This window comes from Streptomyces sp. NBC_00989 (genome assembly GCF_045162655.1).
Lineage (GTDB): Bacteria > Actinomycetota > Actinomycetes > Streptomycetales > Streptomycetaceae > Streptomyces.
Window position 1 is genome coordinate 11,266,382 of sequence record NZ_CP108728.1, and the last position, 21,446, is coordinate 11,287,827.

At 69.3% G+C, this 21,446-nt stretch carries 17 protein-coding genes; 15 read left to right on the forward strand and 2 right to left on the reverse strand.

The window, feature by feature from the left end:
* Positions 1-201: 201 nt before the first annotated feature.
* The 7 genes from rutA to OG714_RS50870 all read left to right on the forward strand — a co-directional run bounded on the left by rutA (position 202) and on the right by OG714_RS50870 (position 8,718).
* Positions 202-1,275: a pyrimidine utilization protein A gene (gene rutA / locus OG714_RS50840; protein WP_406131295.1), complete on the forward strand. Its 1,074-nt coding sequence runs from the start codon at positions 202-204 to the stop codon at positions 1,273-1,275.
* Positions 1,272-3,416: an MFS transporter gene (locus OG714_RS50845; protein ID WP_406131296.1), complete on the forward strand. Its 2,145-nt coding sequence runs from the start codon at positions 1,272-1,274 to the stop codon at positions 3,414-3,416. The genes rutA and OG714_RS50845 overlap by 4 nt, the downstream gene beginning before the upstream one ends.
* Positions 3,417-3,571: 155 nt before the next feature.
* Positions 3,572-5,284, forward strand: coding sequence for a B12-binding domain-containing radical SAM protein (locus OG714_RS50850; RefSeq protein ID WP_406131297.1), 1,713 nt, complete (start codon positions 3,572-3,574; stop codon positions 5,282-5,284).
* Between the two features lie 49 nt (positions 5,285-5,333).
* Positions 5,334-7,142, forward strand: a complete 1,809-nt coding sequence (locus OG714_RS50855; RefSeq protein ID WP_406131298.1) for an L-aspartate oxidase — start codon at positions 5,334-5,336, stop codon at positions 7,140-7,142.
* Entirely contained in the window at positions 7,139-7,783 is a 645-nt protein-coding gene (locus tag OG714_RS50860; RefSeq protein WP_406131299.1) for a LysE family translocator, read from the forward strand. Before OG714_RS50855 ends, OG714_RS50860 begins: the two co-directional genes overlap by 4 nt.
* Before the next feature lie 165 nt (positions 7,784-7,948).
* Positions 7,949-8,329, forward strand: coding sequence for a hypothetical protein (locus tag OG714_RS50865; protein WP_406131300.1), 381 nt, complete (start codon positions 7,949-7,951; stop codon positions 8,327-8,329).
* 71 nt (positions 8,330-8,400) lie between these two features.
* Positions 8,401-8,718, forward strand: coding sequence for a hypothetical protein (locus OG714_RS50870; RefSeq protein ID WP_406131301.1), 318 nt, complete (start codon positions 8,401-8,403; stop codon positions 8,716-8,718).
* 21 nt (positions 8,719-8,739) lie between these two features.
* Here the strand turns inward: OG714_RS50870 and OG714_RS50875 are convergent, their stop codons facing one another.
* On the reverse strand, positions 8,740-10,758 hold the full coding sequence (locus tag OG714_RS50875) for an ATP-binding protein (protein ID WP_406131302.1): 2,019 nt from the start codon (positions 10,756-10,758) through the stop codon (positions 8,740-8,742).
* Between the two features lie 617 nt (positions 10,759-11,375).
* Between OG714_RS50875 and OG714_RS50880 the strand changes: the two genes are divergently transcribed.
* Positions 11,376-11,825, forward strand: a complete 450-nt coding sequence (locus OG714_RS50880; protein ID WP_406131303.1) for a DUF5959 family protein — start codon at positions 11,376-11,378, stop codon at positions 11,823-11,825.
* A 77-nt stretch (positions 11,826-11,902) separates the two neighbouring features.
* Here OG714_RS50880 and OG714_RS50885 read toward each other — a convergent pair whose 3' ends face one another.
* On the reverse strand, positions 11,903-12,892 hold the full coding sequence (locus OG714_RS50885) for a carbohydrate kinase (protein WP_406131304.1): 990 nt from the start codon (positions 12,890-12,892) through the stop codon (positions 11,903-11,905).
* A gap of 196 nt (positions 12,893-13,088) precedes the next feature.
* Between OG714_RS50885 and OG714_RS50890 the strand changes: the two genes are divergently transcribed.
* From OG714_RS50890 to OG714_RS50920, 7 genes are all read left to right on the forward strand, one after another.
* Positions 13,089-14,111, forward strand: coding sequence for a LacI family DNA-binding transcriptional regulator (locus OG714_RS50890; protein WP_406131305.1), 1,023 nt, complete (start codon positions 13,089-13,091; stop codon positions 14,109-14,111).
* 74 nt (positions 14,112-14,185) lie between these two features.
* Positions 14,186-15,868, forward strand: coding sequence for an ABC transporter substrate-binding protein (locus OG714_RS50895; RefSeq protein ID WP_406131306.1), 1,683 nt, complete (start codon positions 14,186-14,188; stop codon positions 15,866-15,868).
* Positions 15,869-15,963: 95 nt separating this feature from the next.
* Complete coding sequence (locus OG714_RS50900; protein WP_406131307.1) at positions 15,964-16,941, forward strand: ABC transporter permease; 978 nt, start codon at positions 15,964-15,966, stop codon at positions 16,939-16,941.
* Positions 16,942-16,954: 13 nt separating this feature from the next.
* The gene (locus OG714_RS50905) at positions 16,955-17,875 is read left to right on the forward strand and encodes an ABC transporter permease (RefSeq protein ID WP_406131308.1); all 921 of its coding nucleotides are present in this window, start codon (positions 16,955-16,957) and stop codon (positions 17,873-17,875) included.
* 3 nt (positions 17,876-17,878) lie between these two features.
* Positions 17,879-18,832: an ABC transporter ATP-binding protein gene (locus tag OG714_RS50910; protein ID WP_406131309.1), complete on the forward strand. Its 954-nt coding sequence runs from the start codon at positions 17,879-17,881 to the stop codon at positions 18,830-18,832.
* A complete protein-coding gene (locus OG714_RS50915) occupies positions 18,829-19,872 on the forward strand; it encodes an ATP-binding cassette domain-containing protein (protein WP_406131310.1) in 1,044 nt (347 codons plus the stop codon). The genes OG714_RS50910 and OG714_RS50915 overlap by 4 nt, the downstream gene beginning before the upstream one ends.
* Positions 19,869-21,398: a glycoside hydrolase family 32 protein gene (locus OG714_RS50920; RefSeq protein ID WP_406131311.1), complete on the forward strand. Its 1,530-nt coding sequence runs from the start codon at positions 19,869-19,871 to the stop codon at positions 21,396-21,398. The genes OG714_RS50915 and OG714_RS50920 overlap by 4 nt, the downstream gene beginning before the upstream one ends.
* Positions 21,399-21,446 lie beyond the last annotated feature (48 nt).

The window sequence follows — 21,446 nt, forward strand, 5'->3', positions numbered from 1 at the left end:
CTCCCGCTCTCGCACACGGCTCTCAACAGGCAGCGCTCCAGACCGAGTTGCCCCGGCGTTCCACCCGTGCCGGCTCGGGTGACAATACTCGGCATCCGGGGGAACGGGGCGTCGTGAACGGGGTATGGAACCCCTTGATCATGTCCGGACGTTGTCACCCCGTCAGACTCTCCCCCTCCCACCCGTCAAAGCAGGAGCGGCATGGACATCGGCGTATTCATCCCCATCGGCAACAACGGCTGGCTCATATCGAAGAGTTCACCTCAGTACCTGCCGAGCTTCGAGCTGAACAAGGCCATCGTGCAGAAGGCCGAGGAGCACGGGCTCGACTTCGCGCTCTCGATGATCAAACTCAAGGGATTCGGCGGCGAGACCGAGTTCTGGGACCACAACCTGGAGTCGTTCACGCTGATGGCGGGCCTGGCCGCCGTGACGGAACGGATCAAGCTGTACGCCTCCACCCCGATCCTCGTCCTGCCCCCGGCGATCGTCGCCCGCATGGCCACGACCATCGACTCGATCGCCCCCGGCCGCTTCGGCATCAACATCGTCACCGGCTGGGCACCCGGCGAGTACTCCCAGATGGACCTGTGGCCCGGCGACGAACACTTCGGCAACCGCTACGCCCGCGCCGCCGAGTACGTCACCGTGATGAAGGAGCTGTGGAGCGAGGGCGTCAGCAACTTCAAGGGCGAGTTCTACGAGATGGACGACTGCGTGCTCTCGCCGCGCCCGGCGGACGGGCACATCGACATCGTCGCGGCCGGGCAGAGTCCCACGGGCATCCGGTTCGCCGCCGAGCACGCCGAGTACAACTTCATCCTGGGCAGCGGGGTCAACACCCCGCTCGCGCTGTCGGACACCACGGCCTCGCTCGTGGACGCGGCGGAGGGCACGGGCCGTGACGTCGGCGCACTCTCCCTCTTCATGATCATCGCCGACGAGACCGACGAGGCCGCCCGGGCGAAATGGCAGGACTACCACGACAACGCGGACCACGCGGCGCTGGCGTACATGGCCGGTGAGTCCGCCACGGACACCACCGCCGACGACACCTCCACCGCCCGCACCATCGTGCTGCCCGAAGGCGCGGTCAACTTCAACATGGGCACGCTGGTCGGGTCGTACGAGACCGTCGCGAAGCTGCTCGACGAGGTCGCCGAGGTCGACGGCACCAAGGGGATCATGCTCGTCTTCGACGACTTCCTCGAAGGCCTGGAGAACTTCGGCACCCGCATCCAGCCGTTGATGAAGTCCCGCTCGCTGCCCGCGTGACCGAGCACGCCGTCCGTGGTCCGTGGCGGGTGTTCGCCGCCACCGCGGTCGGCGTGGTCGCCGTGTTCCTCAACATGAGCGGTCTCGCCGTCGCACTGCCCACGATCACCCGGGAGCTGGGGGCAGAACCCGGGCAGGCCGACTGGATCCTGCTCGGCTACATGCTGGTCACCACCGCCCTGATCCTCGTCTTCGGCCGGCTCGCCGACATCGTCGGCCGCCGCAGCCTGTACCTCGCCGGGCTCGTCGTCTTCACGGCCGGGACCGGGCTCGCGGCGCTCTCCCCGTCGGCGGGGTTCCTGATCGCGGCCCGGGTCGTGCAGGGCGTCGGTGCCGCCGCCGTGATCACCAACAACACGGCCCTGCTCACCGACGTGTTCCCCGCGCGCACGCTAGGCCGGGCCCTCGGCTGGAACGTCACGGTCGCCGCGACGGCCCAGGTCGCCGGACCGGTCGTCGGCGGCGCGGCGACCCAACTGCTCGGCTGGCGTGGGCTGTTCGTCGTCTGCGTACCGATCGGACTGGTCGCGCTCGGCGCGTCGGTACTGGCCGTTCCCGCGACCGGAGAGCGGGGCGGCCGGGCCCGTGAACCGTTCGACCTGCCGGGCGCGCTGCTGTCCACGGCGATGCTCACCGCCCTCGTCCTCACCCTCACACCCGGCGTCACATCCACCGTCGCCGACTGGCTGCCGTGGGCCTGCGGCGCCGCGACCCTCGCACTGTTCGCGGCCTTCGTCGTCGTCCAGACGCGACGCTCTCACCCCCTGGTCGACGTGGCGCTGCTGCGCACCCGTGCGATCGCCCTGGTGCTTGCGGCCGTCCTCGCCAACGCGGTCGGGAGCTACGCCGTCGTCCTCCTGGCGTCCTTGCACGAGCAGGCGGTCGGCGGCGCCACGTCCCTGGAGGCGGGGGTGCTGGTGACACCGGTCGCGGCCGGCACGCTGATCACCTCGGCCGCCGCCGGCTCCCTGTTCGACCGCTTCACCCCACGCACACTCACGACCACGGGCATGGCGGTCACGGCATGCGGTCTGCTGGGCTTCTCCCTGACCCTCTCGACGACGACCGTGCCGTTCCTGGCCGTGGCCCCGTTCCTCTTCCTCGTCGGCGCCGGCACCGGACTGTTCATGACGCCCAGCACCAGCGCGCTGATGCTCGGCGTCCCGGCCGACCGACGCGGCATGGCCAACGGCCTGCGCTCGACCACACAGAACGTGGGCTACCTGCTCAGCACGGCCCTCGCCCTCGCGTTCACGACGACGGGGCTGAGCGAACCGGCCCGCCAGGCCGCCTACGACGGGACACTGAACACGCTCAACGTGCTCGCCTCGGGCCAGCTGGACCGCTTCGTCGCCAACATCCGCGCCACGGGGTTCGTCCTCACGGGCATCGTCGCGGTCGGCGGGCTGATCTGCCTGGCGTTCCCCACATCGCTGCGGGCGGCCCCGTACCGCCGACGCCGCCACCGTCAACACCCCACCGGAGAAAGCCACTTCACGAAGGACGTCACCATGACCGATTCCGCACAGGAGGACTACGAGCGCGCCGGGTTCGACGGCCATCTCACCCCCGGCGCGTCCCCGGCCCTGATCCTGGTGGACCCCGCCCGCGCCTACACCGACCCGGACTGCCCGCTCTACGCCGGCGTCGAACCGGCGGTCGACGCGATGAGGCTCCTCCTGGCCGCCGCCCGCCGGGCCGGGATCCCGGTGATCGTCACGCGGGTGCTGCTGCGGGCCGACGGCAGCGACGGCGGTCTCTTCCTCCGCAAGGTGCCGGTCCTGCGGGCGTTCGCGGAGGGCAGCCCCTTCGGCGAGTTCATCGACGGACTGGCCCCGGAGCCGCACGAGCTGACCGTGGCGAAGCAGTGCCCGAGCGCCTTCTTCGGCACCGAACTGGCCGCCCACCTCACGGCCGACGGAATCGACACCCTGCTCATCGGCGGACTGTCGACCAGCGGCTGCGTCCGGGCCACCGCCCTGGACGCCATGCAGCACGGATTCGTACCGATCGTGGTCGAGGAGGCCGTGGGCGACCGGGACCCGGACATCCACGCGGCCAACCTCTTCGACATCAAGCACAAGATCGGCGAGGTGTGGCCGCTCGGGCGGGCCCGGGAGTACCTCGCGTCTGTCGGCTGAGCGTCGGGGCGGTCGGGGCCGGCGGGGACGGCTCGGCGTGCGGTGGTCCGGCGATTCCCGACACCGTGTCCGAGCCGTGTCCGCGACAACCGGTCCGCTCAGTGGAACCGCGCGTGACAGGGCCGGGAGGGGGCGATGACGCTGGGGCGCTCCTGGTGCCGACTGTGGTGGGAGACGTCGTGGAGATGGGCTTGGAGCCGGTGGAGGAAGTCGTCGGCATCGATGGTCGGTTCCAGTGGGAGTTCCCTCCGCCCGGAGGTAGCGGACCCGGTTCGGGTTCCGGACCTGACCCCGGCTCCGCCGCCCTGTCCGTCTGGTACTTCGCCCTGCCGCTCACCTCCGCCCACCGCGGCGGCCACTCCGGCGGCGGTGCCCTCGTGGACGGCGTGGACGGCCAGGAGCGGTACCGGAACGAGGGAACGGTCTACCCCCACTCCGGCCTGGTCGAGATGATCACCTACCAGGAGCGGTACCTCCCCGAACTCTCCTGGAAATACCTCGACTTGAGCCATGTCCCGTGGGACGACGTACGCGCCGCCATCGCCGCGGACCCCCCGGACGTGGCGGCGTTCACCGTCTACACCGCCACCGCGCTGTGGGCCTTCATCGTCGCCGCGGAGATCAAGCGAGTGAACCCCGACGCGGTCGTCGTCTTCGGCAACGACCATGCGGGAATCCTCCACCGCGAAATACTCACCGGCCACTACGGCCGACGGCTCGTCGATTTCGTCAGCACGGGAAACAACGGACCGTTCACCATGCTCGGCCTCCTGTACGCATTACGGGGGCAACTCGATCTGAAACGTGTCCCGTCCCTCGCCTATCGTCGGCATCTCCAGGTGGTCAACCAGCCCGCCCCCACCTATCCGCTCGACCGCCGCATCCTCCCCGACTACACACTCATCGAGGATCAACTGGAGCGGTATTACGACAAGGCGTTCGCCGTCTGGTACGCCCATCACTACGACCTGAAACGCATGGTCACGCTTCCCCTGGACGCCGGCTGCACCTGGGGAATGCGCCCCGGACGCCGATGCAAACACTGCTCGATCCAGGGGCTCACTCCGAAATTCGCCCGGATGGACACGATCGTTCCCGCACTCGAGACGGCGGTCGGCGGCCTCGGCGCCAATGTCTACGCAGCCGGCGACTCCACCCTCGGCTTCTCCAGGGCACAGTGGTCCGGCGACATCGGCTACCTCGACGAACTCGCCGAACGCTGCGCCGCCTCACCGGTCCTCCGGGACCACCGGTTCCTCCTCGCCTACGGCCTGGTCTTCGAGTTCCTCCAGTCGGCCAAGCTGTGCCAGGGCTTCGTACGCACGTGGAACGTCGGCCTGGAGGCTTTCGACCCCAAACTCCTCAAGGGCGACTCCAAGGGCATCAACAAAGGGCCCGACCGGGTTCATGAGGCACTCGAACTGGCCCAGGAGCTGGACTACAAGATCTACGCCTCGGGAATTCTCGGGCTGCCCGGTACGACCCGGAAACAACTCCACGAAGAGGTCGACTCCTGGCTCTCCCTCGCGGAGACCTATCGGGACACCATCACCACCGTGTCGGTCGCGGCCCCCGGTGTGATCCCGGGTTCGCGGATGTACTGGGAGAGTTTCCGCACCCACCCCGAAGTACGTGCCGCGCACGGCGAGATCATTCCGGCCCGCCGCCTCACCGAGTTGTACGTCCACGAGAACACAGAGGTCGAACTCGTGGACGTGGAAGCCGCCATCGCCGATATCGGCCGGGGCGTGATCGCCCTCGGCCGGGAGCGCGGACACATGAAGTTCGGCGGCTACATGCTCGGCGGAGTCGACGACGACGAGGCGGCCGAGCGACGACTGCTCGACGAGATCTGTGCCCGGCTCTGACCCGGGCGACGGGCTCAAGAGGGCGACGACACCGGCGAAGGCAGTGAACATGACCGCGAATACGACCGCGAATACGACTGTGAACAAGGCTCGGACGACGTCCGTACCCGCAGCATGGGCCCCGCGTGTGATCGTCGTCGGCGCCGGTGGCGCGGGCCTGGCCGCCGCCATCGAGGCCGCAGTTGAGGGCGCACAGGTCGTCCTCGTCACGAAGGCCCTCTACGAGCATGCCCGGCACCGCTGGGCATCGGCGGGCGGCTGCACCTGGAAGACCCACGCCTTCAACGCGGCCGTCGCGCCGGACGACAGCGTCGCGGCCCACATCGAGGACACCCTCGCGGGCGGGGCGTTCGCCGGCGACGAGGACATCGTACGGACGCTCTGCGAGGGCGCGTTGGGCCTGGTGGAGTGGCTGGAAGGCCTCGGGCTGCGCTTCGAGAAAGGCGGTGACGGCCGGTTCGCCACCCGCCCCTTCGGCGGCAACGGCGCGCCCCGAGCCGTCCACCTGGAGGACCGGCTCGGCTTCCACATCCAGCGGGTGCTCGGTGACCGACTGGCGCGGCTCGTGCAGGAGGGCCGCGTCGAGGTCCGCTCGGGGCTGCGCGCCACGGAGGTCCTGCTCGACGCCGACGGACACGTACGCGGGTTGGAGATGTTGTCCGTCGAGAGCCTGGAGATTCTGGAGATCGCCGCGGACTCCGTGATCCTCGCGGACGGCGGCGGCACCTCGATGTACGCACCGTCGGCCGCCTCCACGGACAAGACCTGCGACGGTCTGGCACTCGGCCTGTGGGCCGGCGCCGAGGCCATCGACATGGAGTACGTCCAGTTCCATCCCACGGGGCTCGCGTCGGACGTACCGACGTACGACGGCATGCCGGTCGAGGAGGCCGTACGGTTCGACGGCGCGACCCTGCTCAACGGTGACGGCGAGCGGTTCATGCTGCGCTACGACCCGCTGGGCGAACAGGCCACCCGGGACAAGGTGTCGCGCGGCGCCTACCGCGAGATCATGGAGGGGCGCGGTTTCCCGGACGCGACGGTCCGGCTCGATCTCGGCGCCTGCGCGCAGGTCGTACCGGAGCGCTATCCGGCCCTGTACGAACGTCTCTGCCTGATCAGCCCGGGATTCGGCGTCTCGGCGGCCACCTCGGTACTCGCCGTGCGGCCCACCGCCCACTTCCTGATGGGCGGACTCCGGATCGACAGCACGGCCCGCACCACGATTCCCGGCCTGTACGCCGCGGGCGAGACCGCGGGCGGCGCCCACGGCGCCAACCGCCTCGGCGGGAACGGCCTCTCGGAAGCCCTCGTCTTCGGCCGGACCGCCGGTCGGCACGCGGCGACCCACGGCGCCGGTACGGGGTCGCCGACAGAACCGCGGGAACAGCACATCCGGGTCACCGGGCCCTACCGCATGGACGTCTCCCCGGACGGTGCCTGCCCCGAGGTCCTGCTCCAACTCCTGCGCCGGGAGATGTACTTGAAGGCCGGCCCGATCCGTACGGCCCGTGACCTCCTGGCGATGACCGAGACGATCGCGGCGCTGGACGAGCGCCGGGAGAAGCTGGACATCGCCTCCGGGCCTCGGGCGGCAGTCCAGGTGCAGACGTGCCTGGACCTGGAGAACCTCCTGCTGGCCTCCCGGCTGATCGTCGAGTCCGCGCTGCTCCGCGAGGAATCGCGAGGGGCGCACCACCGCGAGGACTTTCCCTCGACGGCCGATCACATCACCGGCAACGCCGTCGTGCACGACTCCGGGAAACTCCTCTGGAAGCCCGTTCGCCGTGGCGGACCCCGGCCTTCCGGCAATGAGGGGGAGCACTCCCCGGACCACACCGGGGAGCACCGACGATGAACCTGGGCAACGGGATCAGCGTGGCCGCGATATCCCTCGGCGTCGTGGTCACTCCCGGGCCGAACATGATGTACATGGTCTCGCGGAGCATCGCCCAGGGCCGCCGCGCCGGGGTGGTGTCGCTGGGCGGGGTCGCGGTCGGCGCCCTGGTCTTCGTGGTGGTGACGAACCTCGGCCTGATGGCTGTGCTGAGAACCGTCCCCGTGCTGTACACGTCCTTCAAGATCGCGGGCGCCGCCTATCTGGGCTGGCTGGCCTGGCAGGCCTTCAGATCGGACGGCGCGTCCGTATTCGCCCCGCGCGAGGTGGCGGACACCTCCACCCGCCGGCTCTTCGTCATGGGGCTGGTCACGAACCTCCTCAACCCCAAGATCGCCCTGCTGTACCTCTCCCTGATCCCGCAGTTCGTGGACACCCGGGCGGGCGACGTCCTGCTCCAGGGCTTCGTCTTCGGCGGCATCCAGGTCGTCGTGAGCGAGTGCGCGAACCTGGTCATCATCATGGCCGCGGGGACCCTGTCGGACTTCCTCGCCGCGCGCCCCGCCTGGCTGCGGGTACAGCGGTACGCCACGGGATCCGCCCTCGGCGTCCTCGCCCTGCTGCTGGCGACGGACCAGTCGCACCCGGGCGCCTCTGCCTGAGGACCGATGACGAACCGTCGGCACCTCCTGTAAGGCACGGGAGTGAAGAACGGCGCAGGAGCGGCCGCATCCCGTACACGCACCTCCGAACTACCCCCGCACGCCCTCCTGTTCGAGGCCGACCCCTGATGAGCTCGTCGTCCGTACAACTAGGGGGAAAAGGACATGCGCCATCGTCTTGCGCAACGGCTCGCCGTACTGTGCGCGTCGGCCGCGCTGCTCATCGGGTCAGGTCTGGCGACCGGTACGACAGCTCACGCGTCATCGTCATCGCTCGGTGGATGCAGGCATCCGTACGTCTGTCTGTACGAGCGTCACGAGGTCATGGTGGGCGCCTACAAAGACGTCACCGGCTACTGGCAGACCTTCAGCCGCACCGACGTCAGGTACGCCTACAACGCCCGGCACCACGGTGTCGCGTACTTCCTCTACAGCAGTGGCTACACCAGCTGCGTCGAACCAGGGCGCCAGGCCTCACTGCGCATCCAGGGCTACGGCAACGTGACCGGCATCCGCATCGGCACCCGCTCGCGCTGCTACGCCTGACCTGTATTCAGGGGGCCACAATTCCCGAGGCCGTTTCCGCCCTGCCATCATGTTCTGCGGAAGGGGTCGGCATGGCACAGGACAAACGGCCTTGGGAGCGATCGCGACAGCCGAGCGGGGCCGCTGATCTGCCCCAGACCGAGGACGTCATCGGCGTGTTCCGGTACAAGGGCGCCGACGTCCTCAACATGAACGACGCGCAGGTCCGCGCCTTCTGCCTGGAGCGGGCCAGGTTCTTCCTCTACGAGGCCCAGGTCAAGGCCGCGGACACCCTTGGCGGGCCCGACCTGAACCTCGCGGCCCAGTACGCGGCGATCGCCGAGGCCTTCAGGTCTTCGTCCGTGCCGCCTGGGGGCCAGGCGGACGGGCCCGTTGAGAGCGCCACCTGAGCCACTGGTGCAGCACCACGGTCAGGAGGCGAGCGGGCCCTGCATCACGAGGGCGAGGCCCTGTTCGGCGTCATGATGCAGGGCGTTGGTGAAGGCCTTGTCGTAGGCGTCGTCCCCGACCGACTTGCGGGCCTGGAGTTCCCACTGGTCGCGGACCTCGGAGAGTTCGGGTGTGCCGTGGTTCGGGTGACCGAGCATGCGCCAGAACGTGTTGCCGGTGCCGGACGTGCGCGCGGCCGCGATGCCGTTGCCCTGGACCGCGTTCGCTCCGGTGAGGAGGTCGAGGGCGAGGGCGATGCCGAGATTGTCGTTGAGGTTGTGCTTGCTGGTGAGCATGGCCCGGGCATGGAGTTCGGCGTCGTGCGCACGGCCCTGGAGGAGGTCTATGAACGCGAGTTGGTGGAACGCGTACGACCGCGCCCAGTGCTCGCCGTACCGGACGCTGAGACGGCGCAGCGCGATGGCCGCTTCGTAGGCCTCGGCCAGCCGGCCCAGCGCGGAGTGGGCGAAGGTCCGGATCACCATGCAGCAGAGCTGCGGCGCACCCGACGGCGGTGACGTGCCGTGGGCGATCAGGGCGTGATCGCACACGTCGTACGCGGCCTCCGGGCGGCCGGCCATGAGGTGGGTGAGGCCGAGGGTGTGGGCGGCGAAGAGCTCGGACTGCGGGGTGCCGTCCTCCCGCGCAGCTTCGGTGCACTCCTCGCCGATGCGCAGGGCGGTCCGGTGGTCGCCCTGGAGGGTGAGCGTGATGCCGAGGGCCCAGAGCGCGCGGGTGCGGGACGGGCCCTTGGGAGTGTCGAGGGCGAGGACGCGTTCGAGATAGTCGCGGGATTCGTGGAGGTGCCCGCAGCAGGGCCAGAACAGGCCCGTACGACCGGCCATCTCGACGGCCGCGTCGGGATCCGCCTCGATGAGATGGTCGAGTGCGGCGCGTACGTCGGCGTGGGTCGCGGAGATCCGCGCGTACCAGGCGACCTGCTGGTCACTGAGCCAACCGGCCTCGGCGTCGGCCAACATGGCGGCGAAGTGCGCGGCATGGAGCCGGGCGAGGGCGTCCTCCTCGCCGAGTTCCGCGAGCCACATGGCTCCGTACTCGCACAGCGTGTCGAGCATTCGGTAGCGGGTGCCCACCTGTTGGAGCACCGACTGGTCGACCAGTCGCTCGAGGAGCCACGGGATGTCGTCGGCATCGAGCGGGCCGCCCGCGCAGACGGACTGCGCGTCGGCCATGTCGAGCGGTCCTCGGAAGACGGAGAGCCTGGCCCACAGCAACCGCTCGAGCGGAGAGCACAGTTCATGGCTCCAGCCGATCGCTGTACGAAGCGCTCGGTGCCGCCTGGGCCACACCGTCTCGTCCACGAGCGTGTCCAGCCGTGAGCCGAGGCGCTCGGCGATCTCCGTGAGACTGCTCTCCCGCAGGCGCGCACAGGCGAGTTCGACCGCGAGCGGGATGCCCTCCAGCCGGCGGCAGATGGCGTCGACGGCTTCGGCGGAGCCGGGGGAGTCGAGCGACACCGCGGGCGCGGCCGTGGCACAACGCTCCCGGAACAGCCGTACGGCATCTCCGTCGCCACCCTCGTCCATGGAGAGCGGCGCCACCTCGATGCGGCGCTCACCCCGGACACCGATGGCCTGTCTGCTGGTGGCGAGGACGGTCAACTGCGGTGCGGCGGCGAGGAGTTCACTCACCAGGAGCAGGCAGGAGGCCAACACGCGTTCGCAGCAGTCGAAGACGAGCAGGATCTGCCGCCCGGTCAGCCACTCGCACAGCGCCTCGACCGGGGCACGCGGATTGTGGTCCAGGAGATCGACGGCGTCGCAGACCGTGGCGGTGAACAACCGGTCGTCGTAGAGGTTGGACAGGTCGACCCACCAGACCCCGTCGGCGTACTGCCCCCGGATCTCCTCCGCGGCACGCAGCGCCAGCCGGCTCTTCCCGACACCGCCACCACCGGTGAGCGTGACGCACCGCTGCTGCGCCAACGCCGTTTTGACTGTGTCGAGTTCGCTGTCGCGGCCGACAAAGCTGGTTGTCATCACTGGGAGGTTGCCTAACACGGTCCCATCCTGCACGGCCCGGGCGAGGGGCTAAACCCTCTCATTGGAAACGGTCACAAGTGATCGGAGTTGACAAATTTCCGATCGGACGGTTTCCGTCGCCGACGAGGTGAAGTGCTGTGGTGGGTGTATCGATTCGGCGGGCCGTCATCGGCCTCGTGGGACGCGCGGTCGCGCGAGGTGGAACGGCTCGGCGGTCGCCGAGGGGTGCGAATGAGGGCACGGATTTTCGGAGCGTGATTCCTCCATCTCCCGCTGACCGGCGGGCAGTTCCCGCACCTCCCTGCTCGACCGGATCCAGATAGAAGTTCGCCTGCGCGACCCGGTCGACCTCGGTGCGCGCGACGACCACACCCCTCACCAGCAAGGGCGTGTCGTCGACAGCGGTGCCGGCCATCAGATTCGTCTGTGGAGGCTCCGGCGTTTACGCCGGAGAGGGAAACGGCCTCCTGCGGAGCAGGGCAGGGGGAGGTGTCGCCCGCAGGGCGAGACCTCGTGCCGTGACCGCAGGTTGGGCCTTAAGAACTCCTAACGAAATGAGTGGGCGCAGGTCCGGGTCACTGGTCAGCTGACCGGACGTGCGTCAAGATCGCTGCATGCTGATGGGACGCGACTTGGAGACGGCAGCGCAGCTGGATCTGGCGCTGTTCTGTGACGACGAGGGCAACAGCGTTCGCATCACGGTGCTCGGCGCTCTGCAGGGTGTGGCTGGAGGGCTCGCCGCGGAGGTCGTCGTTGACACGCCATTCGTCGCCGGACGCGTGAATCTCTCGCTGTGGCGGTCACGGCTGACTTCGTGGGGCGATGCCCTGGATCGTCTTGAGGCCGGCGAGGACATCGCCTGGTTGCATGTCCAGCGTGGACCGTCCATCTTCATCCATCTCAGCAGCGAGCGTGACTGTCCTGAGGTGGTGGTTGAAGACGATCTCGCCTCCATGGTGACCGTTCGGGTGCCGATTGACCTACCGGCCGACTGGATCGCGACCCACCGGTGTCTACTCGGCGCCGTACTCCGTGCTTGGGATGACCACTTGTCACCGGGGTGAGCAGAGCTTCCGCCAGCAGATGAGGGAGCATCCAAGGCTTCCCGCAGTCATGGCTGCGGGAACGGGGCATGTCGCGTTCAGGCATGGGACAGGAGCCCATCCTCCCCGGCTCTGAGCCCAGCCGCATCCGCCAGAGGCGGGTTCGCGCCGGGCACTGAGCAGGTCAGGGCGGCGACGCGAGCGGCGAAGGTGCAGGCGTCGGCGAGGTCTTCGGGGTTCAGTGCGTCGAGTCGGCCGCCGAGGTGTCCGAGGGCGGCGAGTCGGTGGAGCAGGCCGGCGGTGAAGGAGTCTCCGGCGCCGACGGTGTCGACGACGTCCACGGTCGGCGCCGGGACGGCGACGCGGAGACCGTCGAGGGAGGCGAGGGCGCCCCTCCCGCCGAAGGTGATGACGACGAGGCGCGCGCCGGCGGCATGCCAGGTGTCGCACGCCTCCTCGGGGTTGACGCCGGGCAGGAGCAGCGCGAGGTCGTCCTCGCTGAGGCGGAGGATGTCGGCGAGGGCGCACCAGTGGGGGAGCCGTTCGCGGTAGGCGGCGGGTGGTACGAGCAGGGGACGGACGTTGGGGTCGATGGACACGGTGACGTGCTCGCGGGCCTTGGCGAGGTGGTCCTCGATGCGGGTGCCGCCGGGTTGGCGTATGAGGGCCAGGGAGCCGGTGTGCAGGCAGGCCGCGCTCTCCGGCCCCGTGGCGGTGAGTTCTTCGTCGGTCCACTGCCAGTCGGCCGCGCTGTCGGCGTAGAAGGTGTACGTGGCCTGGCCGCTCTCGTCGAGGTCGGCGACGGCGAGGGTGCTGGGCTCGGGGGCGGTCACGCTGCCGGTCAGGTCGACGCCGGAGGCGCTGAGGCGGGCACGGAAGAGGGTGCCGAAGACATCCGTGGAGAAGCGCCCGAGGAAGCGGGTGGGGGTGCCGAGCCGGGCGAGAGCGACAGCGGTGTTGGCGGGGCCACCACCGGGCAGGGCTCGCAGCGCGAGCTCGCTGGCGCTGGACCGGACGGGGTCGGTGAAGGCGTCGGCGACGCACTCGCCGAGGACGGTGACACTGACGGGGGCCTGGGGTCGGGCCATGGTGACTGTCTGCCTCTCTCAGAAGGAGTGCGGGTGCGAGGGCACCGGGATCGATGGCCTGATGCAGCCCTTGCGCAGGTATTGACATGCCGCTCAAGACGGACGTAACTTCCCTGCCACAAGGAAGTAACGCGCGTTATTAAAGCGCGAAACCGGAGGCGTTGTCTCGCTCTCGGCTGGCCGAAAGGAACTGGAAGTGGCCACGAACAGCACGCAGCGCGTGACCATGAGCGATGTGGCGCGCCATGCGGGTGTCTCGCGGACCACCGTCTCCTTCGTCCTCAACGACAAGCCCGGCGCCGCCATCCCCGAGGAGACCCGTCGGCGGATCCTGGCGGCGATAGACGAGCTCGGCTACCGGCCCAACGCCGGGGCGCGGGCGCTGGCCGCGAACCGCAGCGGGTGGTTCGGGCTGATCACCGAGATCGTGACCGGCCCGTTCGCGGGGGAGATGATCACGGGCGCGCAGAGTCGTGCCTGGGGTGACCGGAGGTTCCTGCTGATCGCCGCGAGCGAGGGCGATCCCGCCCAGGAAGCCGCCGCGCTCGATCAGATGCTGGAGCACCGGGTGGAAGGGCTGCTGTACGCCACGACCTGGCACCGCGCCGTCACGCTCCCCAAGGCCGCCCGGGAGGTGCCGACGGTGCTCGTCAACTGCTACGACGCGGCAGGTGAAGTGCCGTGCATCCTGCCCGACGAGGTGTCGGGCGGATACAAGGCGACCCGCCGGCTCCTGGACGCCGGTCACACCCGCATCGGGTTCATCAACCTCGACCCGGCGATCCCGGCCGCCATCGGCAGGCGCGAGGGATACGAACGTGCCCTGCGCGAGGCCGGGATCACCCCCGACCCCTCCCTCGTCATCCCCGGTTGGGCCACCGCCGACAGCGCCTATACCGCCGCCTGTGAACTGCTTGACCGCCCGGCCGGTGACCGGCCGACCGCGCTGTTCTGCGGCAACGACCGGATGGCGATGGGCGCGTACGACGCGATCAAGGAACGTGGGCTGCGCATCCCGCACGACGTGGCCGTGGTGGGGTTCGACAACCAGGAACTCATCGCCGCCTATCTGCGGCCGAAGCTGACGACGCTCGCCCTGCCCTTCGAGGCCATGGGCACCAAGGGCATCGACATGCTCGCCGCTCTCGCAGCGGGGCAGCCGCTCGACACCCATCAGGTGACGATCGACTGCCCGCTGCTCGAACGCTCGTCGGTCTGACTGCGAATCAGTCCGCCGAGGAATCCCGTCCCGTCTTCGTCCTGTGTGTTGAAGAGAGGAAGAGAGTCTCCATTATGGCACCCTCCCGCATATCTTCACGGCGGCCCCGAGCCGTCCTGAGAGCGGTCACCGCTACCGCCGGCGCAGCCCTGGTCCTGTCCGCCTGTACGGGTGGCTCGGGCGCCTCCGGCGCCGGTGACACCTCCGGCAACCAGCTGCTCACCATCCCGCGCGAGGATCTGGCGACGTTCACGCGCAACTTCAACCCGCTCTCCCCGCAGGCCGCCCCCATGACCCTCCAAGCGGTCTACGAGCCGCTGGTCGTGCACAGCATGGCGGATGCCAAGGACACGCCGTGGCTGGCCACCAAGTGGGAGCAGGCAAAGGACGGCAAGTCCCTCACCTTCACGCTGCGCGACGGCGTCAAGTGGTCGGACGGCCAGGCGCTCACCGCCGACGACGTCGTCTACACCTTCCAGCTCCAGAAGAAGGTGCTGGGCGGCTTCGACTACCTGGACAAGGTCACCGCGGTCGACGCCCACACGGTGAAGTTCTCCTTCAACAAGGCGTTCTCGACCGCCTTCTACGAGATCAGTAACCACTACATCCTGCCGAAGCACATCTGGTCCAAGGTGAAGGACCCGGCGAAGTTCACCAACCCGAATCCGGTCGGCACCGGCCCGTACACCAAGATCGAGAAGTTCCAGAGCCAGTCGTACGAGCTGCGCAAGAACCCCGACTACTGGCAGCCCGCGAAGCAGCGGATCGCCGGTATCCAGATGCTCGCCTTCTCCGGCAACGACAGCGCCAACATCGCCTTCACCAGCGGCGAGGTGGACTGGACGCAGTCGTTCATCCCGGACATCGAGAAGTCCTTCGTCGCCAAGGACAAGAAGCACAACCACTACTGGTTCCCGGCCACCGGCGCCATGATCAACTGGCAGTTGAACACCACCAGGGCGCCGTTCGACGACCCGGCCGTCCGCAAGGCGCTCAGCATGGCCGTCGACCGCGACCAGATCACCGAGGTCGCGATGAACGGCTACGCCGAACCCGCCGACTGCACGGGCCTGGCCCGCACGTACGACAAGTGGCGTGACACCTCGCTGGCATCCTCCTGCACCTGGACGAAGTACGACAGCGCCGCGGCGGCCAAGGCCCTCGACGCGGCCGGCTACAAGGAGAGCGGCGGCAAGCGGAAGCTGAAGAACGGCAAGAACTTCACGCTCGACATCTCCGTCGGCTCCGCCTCCTCCGACTGGATCTCGGTCGCCAACATCATCAAGCAGGACCTCGCGAAGGTCGGCATCACCGCCACCGTGAAGACGCCCGACTGGTCGGCGGTCCAGTCTTCGTACAACACCGGCACGTTCGACACCGGCATCGTGTGGAGCAACAACGGCGCCACCCCGTACGAGTACTTCCGCGGAGTGATGTCGACCAAGATGGTCCAGCCGGTCGGCAAGCAGGCCACGGAGAACTACCACCGCTTCGGCGACAAGAAGGCCGACAAGCTCATCGACGCCTTCGCCGCCGCCACGGACGAGAAGACGCAGGCCGCGCAGATGAACGGCCTGCAGGAGCTGTACAACAAGGACGCGCCCGTCGTCCCGCTGTTCACCGGCCCCGAGTGGGGCGCGTACACGGACGCCCGCTTCACCGGCTGGCCCACCGAGAAGAACCCGTACGCCACCCTCGGCAACCGCAACGGCAGCACGATCCTCGTGCTCACCTCGCTGAAGCCCGTCAAGAGCTGACGCCGCCCGCGGACCGGCGGCCGCCCTCCTCCCCGGACGGCCGCCCCCGCGCACCGAGCCACACGTTCACCCCCCATCGACAGGGAGCACGACCCGTGCGTCTCATCCTGCGCAACCTGGGGTTCTATCTGCTCGCCTTCTGGGCCTCCATCACCCTGAACTTCGTTCTCCCGCGCTTCATGCCGGGCGACCCGGTCTCCCGGATGTTCGCGCAGGCCCAGGGCACCATGCAGCCCGACCAGATAGCCCAGTTGCGGAAACTCTTCGGCCTCGACAACCGCCCTCTCTGGGAGCAGTACGTCTCCTACGTCAAGAGTGTCTTCACCGGAGACCTCGGCATCTCCATCTCCCGCTTCCCGACCCCGGTCTCCGACGTGATCGGCTCGCAGATCGGCTGGACCCTGCTGCTCGGTGGCGTCGCGCTCGTCATCGCGGCCGTGCTCGGCAACCTGCTCGGCATCGTCGCCGCCTGGCGGCGCGGCGGCGTCCTCGACTCCGCCTTCCCACCCCTGCTGATCTTCGTCGGCTCGTTCCCGTACTTCTGGCTGGCGATGGGCGCGCTGTACCTGTTCGGGGTGAGCCTCGGCTGGTTCCCCATGCGGCACGCCTACGACGTCGGACTGACCCCCGGCTTCAACGCCGAGTTCGTCTCCAACGTCGCCACCCACCTGGTGCTGCCCGGGCTGACCATCGTGCTGGTCTCCATCGGCGGCTGGATGCTCGGTATGCGCAACACCATGATCGCCACGGCGGCCGAGGACTACATCACGATGGCCGAGGCGAAGGGGCTCAGCCCTTCGCGGATCATGTTCCGCTACGCCGCCCGCAACGCCCTGCTGCCCTCCGTCACCAACTTCGGCATGGCACTCGGCTTCGTCGTCGGCGGCGCCCTGCTCACCGAGGTCGTGTTCGCCTACCCCGGCATCGGCTACCAGCTGCTGATCGCCGTCCAAGGCCTGGACTACCCGCTGATGCAGGGCATCTTCCTGACGATCACGGCGGCGGTGCTGATCGCGAACTTCCTCGTCGACCTCGTCTACGTCCGCCTCGACCCGCGCGTCCGCGTCCGCTGAGGAGGCTGCCGACATGACCGCCATAGACATCGCGACGGCCACCACGCCGACCACCCCCGCGCGCACGTCCCGCCGGCGCGGGCTGCTGCGCCAGCTCGTCGACAGCAAGAAGGCGCTGGCGGGGCTGATCCTGCTCGTCCTCTTCGCGCTGCTGGCGCTGCTCGCACCCGTCCTCGCCCCGGGTGACCCGTCGTTCATCAACTCCTCGGGCAGCCAGGCTCCTTCGGCCGCGCACTGGCTCGGTACGACCGCCAAGGGACAGGACGTGCTCGCCCTCACCCTGTGGGGTGCGCGCAGTTCCCTCTTCGTCGGCTTCACCGTGGGGCTCGTGGCGACCGCGGTCGCCATCGTCGTCGGTCTAGCGGCCGCGTACTTCGGCCGCGTCGTCGACGACGCGCTGACCCTGGTCACCAACATCTTCCTGCTGCTGCCCGGCCTCCCGCTGCTCATCATCCTGGCCGCGTTCCTGCCGCCCGGGACCTCCACCGTGATCCTGGTCCTCGTCGTCACCGGCTGGGCGGGCTCGGCCCGGGTCCTGCGCGCGCAGGCCAAGTCGATCCGCGGCAAGGACTTCGTGGCCGCCGCCGTCGTCACCGGCGAGCGCCCCTTGCGGATCATGTTCCGCGAGATCCTGCCCAACATGGCGTCCGTGGTGATGACCACGCTGCTCGGCTGCGTGATCTTCGGCATCGGCGCCCAGGCCGGCCTGGAGTTCCTCGGCCTCGGCGACAGCAGCGTCGTCAGCTGGGGCACCAACCTGTACTGGGCCAGCAACGACGGCGCGCTGATGACCGGCGCGTGGTGGGCCTTCGTCCCCTCCGGACTGTGCATCGCCCTCGTCGCCTTCGCCATCGCGCTGGTCAACTACGCGGTCGACGAGATCACCAACCCCAGGCTGCGCAACCGCCGTGCCCGCCGTGAGAGGAGGGGCTGAGCCATGGAACCCGTACTTGAGGTGAACGGCCTCCGTGTCGAATACCGCGGCGACGGACGCACCGTCGTGGGCGCCGACGGCGTCTCCTTCTCCATCGGCGCCGGAGAGGTCTTCGGCCTCGCCGGAGAATCCGGCTGCGGCAAGTCGACCATCGCCAACGCGGTGATGCGACTGCTCAAGCCCCCGGCGGAGATCACCGCGGGCAGCATCCGCTTCCAGGGCCGTGACGTCCTCGCCCTGGACGCACGGGAGCTGCGCGCCTTCCGGTGGCGGGAGATCGCCATGGTCTTCCAGTCGGCGATGAACTCGCTCAACCCCGTCCTGACCATCGGCGAGCAGATCGTCGACATCTTCACCACCCACGAGCGGATGAGGAAGCGGGCCGCGCGGGAGCGGGCCGGCGAGCTGCTCCAGCTGGTCGGCATCGACCCGGGAAGGCTGAAGGCGTACCCGCACCAGCTCTCCGGCGGTATGCGCCAGCGCGTGGTCATCGCCATGGCCGTGGCCCTGAAGCCAAGGCTGCTGATCATGGACGAGCCGACCACCGCGCTCGACGTGGTCGTGCAGCAGGAGATCATGGCGCAGATCCGCGACCTCCAGCGGGAGCTGGGCTTCTCCATCCTCTTCATCACCCACGACATGTCCCTGATGATCGAGCTGTCGGACCGCATGGGCGTGATGTACGGCGGACGGATCGTCGAACTCGCCGACGCCAAGGACCTGTTCGCGGGACCGCTCCACCCCTACACCGAGGCGCTGATGAACGCCTTCCCGCCGCTGACCGGCCCGCGCCAGGAGCTCACCGGCCTCTTCGACGCCCCGCGCACCGCCGACAGCTGCGGCTTCCACGTCCGCTGTCCCGAGGACCGCTCGGACTGCTCCATGAACATCCCCGACCTGCGCGAGATCGCCACCGGCCGGTGGGTGGCCCAGAGTGCCCAGGGAGCCTCCCGATGACCGAACCCCTGCTGTCCGTCCGCGGTTTGACCAAGGACTTCCAGGTCGGCACCGTCTTCTCCCGGCGCCGTGTCCGAGCCGTCAACGACGTCTCCTTCGATCTCCCCGCCGGCCGGATCACCGCCCTGGTCGGCGAGTCGGGCAGCGGCAAGTCCACCATCGCCCGCTGCCTCGCCCGCCTCGAACAGCCCTCCGCCGGACAGGTGCTGCTCGACGGCGAGGACATCCTGCGCACCGAGCGGCACCGGGTGTCACGGGCGTACCGCCACAAGGTCCAGATGGTCTTCCAGGACCCCTTCGGCTCACTCAACCCCGTCCACCGTATCGAGCACTTCCTCACCCGGGCGCTCGTCCTGCACGGCCACTCCGCCGCACCGGAGGCGCTGCGCGAGCTGATGAAAACGGTCGGCCTGACCGAGGACATGCTCCAGTCCTACCCGCACGAACTCTCCGGCGGCCAGCGTCAGCGCGTCTCCATCGCCCGCGCGCTGGCGGTGGAACCGCGCCTCATCCTGGCCGACGAACCGACGTCCATGCTGGACGTCTCCGTGCGCGTCGGCGTGCTCAACCTGATGCGGCGCCTGCGCGACGAGCGGAACATCGCCATGCTCTACATCACGCACGACCTGGGCTCCGCCCGCTATCTCGCCGACACCACGATGGTCATGTTCGCCGGCGAACTCGTCGAGGGCGGCGACGCGTTGGCCGTCATGGACGCCCCCGCCCACCCCTACACCCGCCTGCTGCTGTCCGCCGTACCCGACCCCGAACGGACCGGCAGCTACGACCCCGTCGAGCGCGCCCGCCTGCGCGAGGCGATCCTCAACCCCACGTCCTGCCCCTACGGCGACGACGGCACGTGCAGCCGTACCGAAACCGTCCGCCACATCGTCGGCGAGAACGACGGACAGCCCCACTGGGTGCGCTGCCACCTGCGCGCACCCGCCTCCGACATCGCCCGCCGCGTCCTGAAGGCCACCGACCGGCCGGACGGCGAGGCCACCGACGCCACCGAGAAAGCGGAGACCACCGCCGCATGACCCACGAAGTCACCCTCCCCTCCGGCAGCCACACCGCCGAGGGGCTGGCCGAACGCGCCCTGCGCGACCCCCACCGCCCCCGCTTCCACTTCACCTCGCCCGGCGGCTGGCTTAACGACCCCAACGGCCTGAGCCACTGGAACGGCGTCTACCACCTCTTCTACCAGTACAACCCGCTCGCCGCCGCCCACCACCGCATCCACTGGGGCCACGCCACCAGTACCGACCTTGTGCACTGGGCCGATGAGCCGGTCGCCCTCGTCCCCGGCACCACCGGCCCCGACCGCGACGGCTGCTGGTCCGGTGTCCTGGTCGACGACGGGGGAGTGCCCACGCTCGTCTACTCGGGCAGGCACGGCGAGCATGAACTCCCCTGCGTGGCCAGGGGATCGGCCGACCTGCGGTACTGGACCAAGGACCCGGCCAACCCGGTCATCGCCGCCCCACCGGAGGGCACCGACATCACGGCTTTCCGCGACCACTGCGTGTGGCGGGAGGGCGAGGTGTGGCGGCAACTGGTGGGCTCGGGAATCCGGGGCGCCGGCGGAACGGCATTCCTGTACGAATCCGACGACCTGCGCGGCTGGCGCTACGTCGGCCCCCTGCTGACCGGTGACGCCTCGCAGAACCGTGGCGAGCTCGACTGGACCGGCACGATGTGGGAGTGCGTCGACCTCTTCCGGCTCGGCGAGGACGAGGAGACCGGCAGCACCGACGTGCTGGCCTTCTCCGCCTGGGACGAGGGCACCACCCACCACCCCCTGTACTGGACCGGCCACTACAAGAGCGACACGTTCACCCCGACCGCCCTCCACCGCCTCGACTACGGCGGCCGCTACTTCTACGCCCCCCAGTCCACCCGCGACGAGCACGGCCGCCGCATCATGTTCGGCTGGCTCCAGGAGGGCCGCACCGACGAGGCGGCCGCGGAGGCCGGCTGGAGCGGAGTGATGTCCCTGCCGCGGGTCGTCAGGCTCGGTGCGGACGGCCGCCTGGACCAGGCGCCGGTGCCGGAGTTGACCGAGTTGCGGAGGGAGTGCGAGGAGGTGGCGCCGGGCGCGCTGACCGAGCCGTACACCCGACTTGGCGCCGTACGCGGGGACCAGCTGGACATCGAGACCACGCTGCGCCTCGCCCCCGGATCGACCGCCCGGCTCGTGGTCCGCGAGACACCGGACGGCGCGGAACGCACAGTCGTGGAGGTGAGCCGGACGCACGACGGGGGCGGCACTCTCCTGCTGCACCGCGAGACGAGCAGCCTCGATCCGACGGTCGACATCGAACCCCGGTACGGCGAGCTCCCGCTGGGCGAGGACGGCCGGGTGGACCTGCGCGTCCTCGTCGACCACTCCGCGCTGGAGATCTTCGCCAACGGCCGCTCTCTCACCGCCCGCATCTATCCCACCCACCCGGACGAGGCGACGGGCGTCGGTATCGGTGCCGACGGCGACGTGACCCTGGAGCGGTTCGACGCCTGGCAGATGGCGTCGGCCTTCACCGACGGACCCCGGCCGCTGTGGCCGTGACGGTCTTACACACGGCCACGGCCCGCGGGGTGAACGTCCCCCCGGGCC